The 7608-nt window shown below is 44.4% G+C and carries 5 protein-coding genes and 1 pseudogene; 1 reads left to right on the forward strand and 5 read right to left on the reverse strand.

The features are described 5' to 3' along the window. Nucleotides 1-119: pseudogene (locus tag ACRC32_RS22150) on the forward strand (IS5 family transposase); the annotation flags it as partial. Nucleotides 120-181: 62 nt separating this feature from the next. On the opposite strand, the gene ACRC32_RS22155 reads toward ACRC32_RS22150, so the two are convergent. From ACRC32_RS22155 to ACRC32_RS22175, 5 genes are all read right to left on the reverse strand, one after another. Then, nucleotides 182-598, reverse strand: coding sequence for a helix-turn-helix domain-containing protein (locus ACRC32_RS22155; protein WP_438556003.1), 417 nt, complete (start codon nucleotides 596-598; stop codon nucleotides 182-184). A gap of 67 nt (nucleotides 599-665) precedes the next feature. Further along, complete coding sequence (locus tag ACRC32_RS22160) at nucleotides 666-1064, reverse strand: nuclear transport factor 2 family protein (protein ID WP_438556004.1); 399 nt, start codon at nucleotides 1062-1064, stop codon at nucleotides 666-668. A 131-nt stretch (nucleotides 1065-1195) separates the two neighbouring features. Next, complete coding sequence (locus tag ACRC32_RS22165) at nucleotides 1196-1753, reverse strand: DsbA family protein (protein WP_438556007.1); 558 nt, start codon at nucleotides 1751-1753, stop codon at nucleotides 1196-1198. 264 nt (nucleotides 1754-2017) lie between these two features. Next, entirely contained in the window at nucleotides 2018-2647 is a 630-nt protein-coding gene (locus tag ACRC32_RS22170; RefSeq protein ID WP_438556005.1) for a response regulator, read from the reverse strand. A 12-nt stretch (nucleotides 2648-2659) separates the two neighbouring features. Further along, nucleotides 2660-7608 (reverse strand): PAS domain S-box protein (locus ACRC32_RS22175; protein ID WP_438556006.1); only part of this gene is annotated, 4949 nt, incomplete at its 5' end.

Below are 7608 nucleotides of genomic sequence, written 5' to 3' on the forward strand. Positions count from 1 at the left end.
GACGCTTCAAGATTTTCCGTATTTTTTCTGGACGCTATCGCAATCGGAGAAAGCGGTTTGGTTTACGTTTGAATCTGATTGCAGGTCTGCTTAATTACGAACTGGCACATGCTGTTTGATTCATGCAGGAGGTCTATTGTTTGTTCCTCCAGTTTTTTTAGATCGCGAACGTGTTAATCATCTATTTAGAATGTACTGAGTTCCAACCCTCAACTTCTGTCAGATTCTTATGGCAGTTTGTCAGATTCTTATGAAAAGGGCGCACTTGCTTTGGTGTCATTCCAGTGAAACGTTTAAACTGTTGCGTCAAATGACTTTGACTGGAGAAACCTACTTGTAAGGCAATGTCTGCGCTCGCCAAATCGGTTTTTGCAAGCATCAGTTTTGCCCGCTCTACCCGTTGTCGAATCACGTACTGGTGAGGTGAAATTCCTGTAGTGCGTTTGAACAAACTGGCAAAGTAAGTAGAACTGATATTGATCTCTCTGGCAATTTGCACCAGTGATAAATCGCGATCGAGGTGAGTGTTGATATGAGCGAGGACTTTTTGCAATTGAGTGGTAGTTAAGCCTCTGTTATTAAATGTAATGGTTGTCATAGTTAATAAATTGGTAATTAGAGATAACAAACCGAGCAAAATCGGCTATTGAAATCAGACCGAAGTATTATTGCGCGTGGGAAGTTCTCGTCTTTTGAATCATCTCTTGGATTGTTTCGGTATTGCCAATTTCATAAAGAGCGATCGCACCATCCTCAATGGTAAAGATTTGATGAACTGTTGCATCCGCAAGCACATTGCCTTGCAAATCTTTGATGATTTGATGAACGGTGACAATATTCCGATTGTTTTCGTCCGTCTCGAATTTTAATGTCTCAAGCTCCGCTTGAATAACCTTATATTGATTAGTCCAGTATTCGCGCACCGCGTCGCGTCCATAAACGAAACCGCCTTCCACCCCGTTCGCCCATTTCACGTCCGGGCGCATCACCGAGATGATTGTTTCAATCTCGCCTTTGTTAAAGGCATCGTATAAATTTTGCAGAAACTCTTGATTTGAACTCATGATTGTTCACCATACAATACGAATTGAAAAAACATAACTTTGGGGTCAATAATTAGGTACGTTTAAACCGCTTGAAATCTAACAGCGTAAGCCTTTGAGCATGGGTTCGACCGCATGAATCGTTGGAGAACTTAACGACTTGCAGCGACAATGGCTGCCATTAGCTGCGTAATGTTCCAGCATCCGGTATAGCGAATTCCATTGATAAACAGGGCTGGAGTGGTCTTTACTCCACTGTGTAATCCACTTTCGATCTCTTCATTGATGCGAGCGACATGAACTTGTTTAGACAGATCTCGTAGAAATTGGGAGATATCAAGTCCTAGATCGTTGGCATACTCCACAAGATAGCCGTTTCCCAACTCTTGTTGGCGATCGAACAAAATGTCATGCATCTGCCAAAATTGACCTTGGGCGGCTGCTGCTTGTGCTGCTTGTGCCGCACGTTGAGCATGAGAATGAATTTGTATCTCTGGAAAATGACGGAAGATGAAGCATAAATAGTTCTCTCCAAATGAAATACTAAGCTGTCGCCTAATGACTTTAATCAGTCGATAAAGGTTGGCACATTGAGAACATTGATAGTCCCCATACATCACCAGCACTACGGTGGCACTCAGCACACCTTGTATGCGATCCTCTATTGAAGCCGGAATGAATAACAAATTGCGATCTCGGTCTTGGCTCACTGGAATACCTCTAAGGGAAGAGATAGCGATCGCAAGCGATCGCCATACCATCCTCTTGCTGCGATCTATGTCAAGCAAGCTTAGTTCTTGCAACTAAATTGCTGTTAGTGTTTGCATAAATTCAATATATGAAATTGACTCCGACTTGTCGTCCATATCGAGTTGAAACTTTTACTCAGTAAAGCGATTGATGAATCAGTCCATCAATCAAAGGAAGGTTGACTCCAACTAAAGTTGGAATCCAAATTTCCACTGAAGTCAAGCTTACAAATTAACAATTCCACGTTTTACCGCCACAATGACAGCAGATGTGCGATCGCTCACGCCTAATTTACTTAAAATGCGATTCACGTGAGATTTGACTGTACTTTCACCAATAGTTAAGGCTGCTCCAATGTCTAAGTTGCTCATTCCCTGCGCCATCAAACCAAGTACCTCTAGCTCTCGATCGCTCAGTTCTGGATTGCTTAGGCGCTGCACTAGTTTTGCTCCGACTTCTGGCGGAATATACTGCTGACCGCGAGCTACTGTGCGAATTGCCTGAAGCAGCTCGTTAGGTTTAGCATCCTTAAGCAGATAGCCTTGAGCGCCTGCGTGCAATCCCCGATAGATATCTTCATCGCCGTCGTAGGTTGTGAGTACGATAATTCGGGCAGATTTAAATTGGGTACAAATAGCACTAATCGCTTCAACTCCTCCCACTTGCGGCATTCGCAAATCCATCAGCGTCACATCCGGTTGGTATTCCCGAAAGCGATCGATCGCTTGCTGTCCATTTTCCGCTTGAGCAATTACCGTCATTTCTGGATCGCGGTTGATAATGGTTGCCAATCCTTGTCTGACAATGGAATGATCGTCAGCAATCAAAACTCGAATCGTAGCGGATTGGCTCATGACGATCCTCACTCAAGAGTTGACAACGACAACAATTTCTGTACCTTGCTCAGGTTGGCTGCTAATCCTTAATTGCGCTCCGATGCGTTCTGCCCGTTCGCTCATGCCCAACAAGCCAAATCCGCCGATGTGTGGAACGCTACCGACTCCAAAGCCCTGTCCATTGTCTTTGACTCGCAAGCTACACTGTACATCGTCATAGACCAACTCAATTCTAATTTCACTCGCTTCAGCATATCTGATTGCATTTGTCAATGCTTCTTGTCCGATCCGCAGTAAGTTATTTTCTACCTCGGCGGGTAATCTGTATGCTGTACCCTGAATTTGGTAAATTAGCGCAGTATCGGTAGTAGCTCTCATCAGGGTGACTAGGCGATCGAGCGCAGTGGATAAATTGCCAGACTCTAACAACTGGGGACGAAGTGCTGTTACCGATCGCCTCGCCTCACCCAGTCCGATGCGTGCTAATTCCTCAATCGTTTCTAAATGCGTTTGGGTTGCTTCTGGATCGTCTGTTAGCACTTGAGTTGCCGCACCGACTTGGATCAGAATACCTGTAAACGCTTGGGCGAGTGTGTCGTGAATTTCGCGTGCCATGCGGTTACGTTCTTCCAAAATCGAGGCTTCTTCGGCACGTTTGCGATCGTTAATGTCAACGTGGGTTCCCAACATCCGCGTGGGTTGACCTAATTCGTCCCAAGCAACAATTTTGCCAACAGAAAGAGTCCATTTCCACTGACCATCCTGGGTACGCTGGCGATACTCTGCTTGATAGCTGGGAATTTCTCCAGCAATGTAAGCACGGTAGGTTGCGACAACTGATTCTCTGTCGTCAGGATGCAAACGAGCAATCCATTCGGAAATAGGCTCGTGGAATGTTGCTGGATCGTAGCCCAGCATTAAAGCGTATTCCGGGTTAACAATTCTTTCTTCAGTTCTTAAATCGAGATCGTAGAGTCCTTGATTTGCAGCGGTTAATGCTAAGCGTAGTCGTTCTTCACTCGTTTGTAGAGCGACTTCTGCTCGTTTGCGATCGCTAATATCTGCAATCACACCTTCCATGCATTCATCGGCAACATTCGGACGAGCAGAGTAAAGTGCCCAAAACAATGTTCCATCTCGTCTTCGCAACTGCACTTCAAAGTTTTGCAGTTTACCATCGCGGTTCAGCAATTCAACGGCTTTGTGGCGATCGCTGGGATTTACATAACAGTCTACAGCATGTAGAAGCCCAATCACCTCATCGGGTGAATCGAAGCCAAATAGATTCGCAAAGCGTTGATTCGCATCGAGAAATAATCCATCCGAGAGGCGGGCGCGGAAGATGCCGACCTGTGAGTTTTCAAAAATGTTGCGAAACTTAGTTTCACTACGCTGTAGGGCTTCCTGGGCTTGTTTGCGCCCTGTAATGTCATTGCCAACTGATAAAATTTCAACGACCTGTCCCTGCTCATCCAGAATCGCCTGATTTGACCAGGCAATCCAAACACGTCTGCCGTCTCGACAGAGGTTTTCATTCTCGGTTTGCAAGTAAGCTTGAGGCAAGGGAGCTTCAAGATTGTCAAACAGATTGTCAACAAATTGTTTGAGATTGCGTCCAGAGGTTTCAGTTTCTGGAACGATAGTTTCTAGTAGGGTACGCCCTAAAATTTGCTCTTCCTCATAGCCGAAAAAGCTCAGTCCACAGTCATTTACGTATCGAATTCGTCCTTGTGTATCCGTGCGCAGGATGACTGAATTTGCAGTTTGGATCAGATTGCGGTAATTGGCTTCACTTTGTCGTAACGCGGCGGTTCGTTCTACGACCTGTTGCTCCAAAATGCGATTGTAGTTGGCTAATAGTTTTTCTGCTTGTTTACGCTGGGTAATGTCTTGAAAGGCGACGATCGCATAAGCTATATTGCCCCGTTCGTCATAAACTGGCGTTCCCCATGCCTCAACTGGAATTGTGGTGTTGTTTTGCCGAATTTCTAGATCTTCACTCCTGGTGCGTTCGCCCTTTAACGCTCGGATAGTTGGCAGTTTCTCTGTCGGATAGATTCGCTCCGTTCCCGCTTCATAAAACTGATAAACTGCTGAAATTTGCTCCGGTGCTACGTCAGGATCGGTTGCTTTACCCGTTAGCTGAATGCCCCGTTGGTTGGCATAGTAAGGGCGACCAGTCGCATCCACGATCGCAATCCCGACCGGAACCGCTTCGAGAAACTGAGTTATCTTGCTTTCGCTCTTTTGCAGCTTTGAGTAAAGGAAAGCATTTTCGATCGCGATCGCTGCTTGGGTCGATAATAGGTTCAAGACTTGCGATCGCTCTGTTGTAAATGCTCCAACCGCCAGTTGATTTTCGAGATACAACACGCCAACCAACTTAGCTTGATTGAGCAGTGGCAAACAGAAGATAGATTTAGTTTGGTGCTGTTGAATGTATGGTTCTTGAATAAAATTTCCTTCCCTCGTCGCCTCATTTAAAATGACAGATTCATGAGTGCGAATAACATAATTAATAATTGTTTCGGGCAAGCGATTTGCTATTGGGAGCGATTGCAGCACTCTTGTAGCACAAACATTTTCACCATCATTCAGTTCAAAAGAAGCCTCGATCGTCCATTCTCCTGAGTTTTCCAGAATCAAATATCCGGTTTGTGCGCCAGCATTCTGAATTAAGACCTGCATTAAGGAACGAAGCAACTGCTCTAGTTCAATTTCACAAGAAATCGCAAGGGATGCTTTCATCACTGAGGCTAAATCTAAAGCACTGTGGGAGGTATTAGAAGTAGTTCCAGAATTGGGAGGAATTGACGTGGCAGTTACCCTAGATGACTGAGAAAAAAACTGCCCATAGCGATTTTCTAAGTCTTTAACTTTAGCTTTTGCACCCCAGCGATCGTAGCAATAATGCGCCTCTTTCATGTAGGTTTGGGCAATTTTTTGCCGACCCCGCGCTAGATAGTGTTTAGCAGCTAATTCATAAGCTAATGCTTCTTCTTGGATAAATTCATTCTCAGCAGCACCTGCTATGGCTAGTTCGTAAAACTCCTCAGCCTCAAAAAATTGCCCTAAGACTCGTGCTTTCTCTGCTTCAACTAGATAAAATTTATGTAGATAATTCATGGGGGCGTGTTCTGCCCATTTCTGCATCTTTTCTTGATGGGTGCTAACACGACTTAACCAAGCTTCCTGTTCAACACTCGAAGCCTCAATCCATCGGTGCAAAAGCAATAAAGAATGATAGAAACAGAACAAAGGTAAGAGCGACACCGCTGTTATCTGGTCAAAATATTGCTCGGCTAGCACAACACTTTGTACAGCTTGACGATACTCGCCAAATAGATAACATAGGATAACTTTACTTAAGCATAAGTACAGAATTTCAACTTTATCTTCAACGGCGATCGCGTGTGATAGCGCTTGCTCTTCATCATATTTACTGCCGATTAAACGGCTAGGATTCTCAGACTGACCTAACAGATTAAGGATCGTTTGCCATAACATTGCAATCCAGTTAGAAGGGTTTTCCCGCCTGATTTGTCCGATCGCCTCGCTGTAGGTTGCCGTTCTTTGTTCCAGTTGGTTGAGTTCCTCACCGATGAAGAACGAGTAACAACATGCGTTATAGGCAGCATAACCAGCAACTTCAAAGTCTCCAGTTTCTACTCCATCTTGATAAGCATCAGTATGAACGGGTATTGTTTCCCTGAGATGCACCTTCCAGTGCATAATAAAAGCTGCCGATACCATTAATGCTTTAGCAGTTCCCCCTTTACTATTCAATCGCTCTGCCAAGCTTAAAGCCAATTTCCCAAATTCATACCCCAGTTCAATATCTTGAACGACTCCGCCTAGAATATTTCCGTAGGCAGCATAACTCTGTGATGACAAAGCAGCATTGCCGTAGTCGATCGACAAATTCACCATTTTGCATATCATCAGTATCATGAGTACTGGTGACACAAAAAATGCAGTAGACACAATGCTTCCTAAGATATGAATGGCTGCCAACGGTCTTGGCGCTGTCATCTTTGGTAGATTGATTAAGTCTGCGATCTCTCGTTCAGCGAGTCGTGTAGCCGTTTCCTCCAATCCTTTTTGAACATCTAACTGACTCGGAGTTTCTATTAAGGTGATATCTAGAAGCCGCAATACTTCCAAGCCAATTTTAAGTGCTTCTTTCAGGTTGCCCTGTGACAAATGACTTTGAATTCTGCTATCGTAAACCTGCACTTTGTCAAGGACTGTTTTGGCACGGTTGAGTACCACTTCTACGAATTCTTCCATCTCACTGAAGCAACCTTGAAGGTACGCTGCTTCTGCTGCTTCTGAGTACAGCGCCAAGGTAAGGTCATACTGATTCTGCCAACTCTCTGGATGAAGGAGTTTCAGTCCTGTAGTGAAATACTGAAGCGCTGCTTCATAAGCCGTAGCTGCTTTGGCTTTCTGACCTGCCATCAAATTTAATTTGGCAATTTCATTTCGCTGGGGTCGATCTATGACAAGCTCAATTCCATGATTGAGATGATCCACGACTTCAAATAGTCGCTCCGATCGTTGCTGGAGTGAAGTTTTTTCGAGTAAATTGCGACCGATTTGGAGATGAACAACTTGTTTTTGAGATTCGTCAATTAAGGCATAAGCAGCTTGCTGTACGCGATCGTGCAAAAATTTATACTCTTGAACTAACAAGTTTTCGTCCAATTCAGATAAAGGTTGAATTAATCCAGCATGTATTGCAGCTAGTAAATTCTGGAAAATCGCTTTAGGCAATTTTTCACAAACGATCGCTAACGTGTCTAAATCAAATTCAGAGCCAACGCAAGCAGCTAAGCGAAGAATTTGCCGTGTTTCTTCTGGCAATTTCTTCAACTGGAGCAGCAGCAGTTCCACCACATTATCGGTTATATTTCGGGCTTGAATTTGAGCAATATTCCACTGCCAGTTCAACTGTTTCGCATCAAAAGTCAGCAGAT

The organism is Chroococcidiopsis sp. (assembly GCF_051657925.1).
Lineage (GTDB): Bacteria > Cyanobacteriota > Cyanobacteriia > Cyanobacteriales > Chroococcidiopsidaceae > Chroococcidiopsis.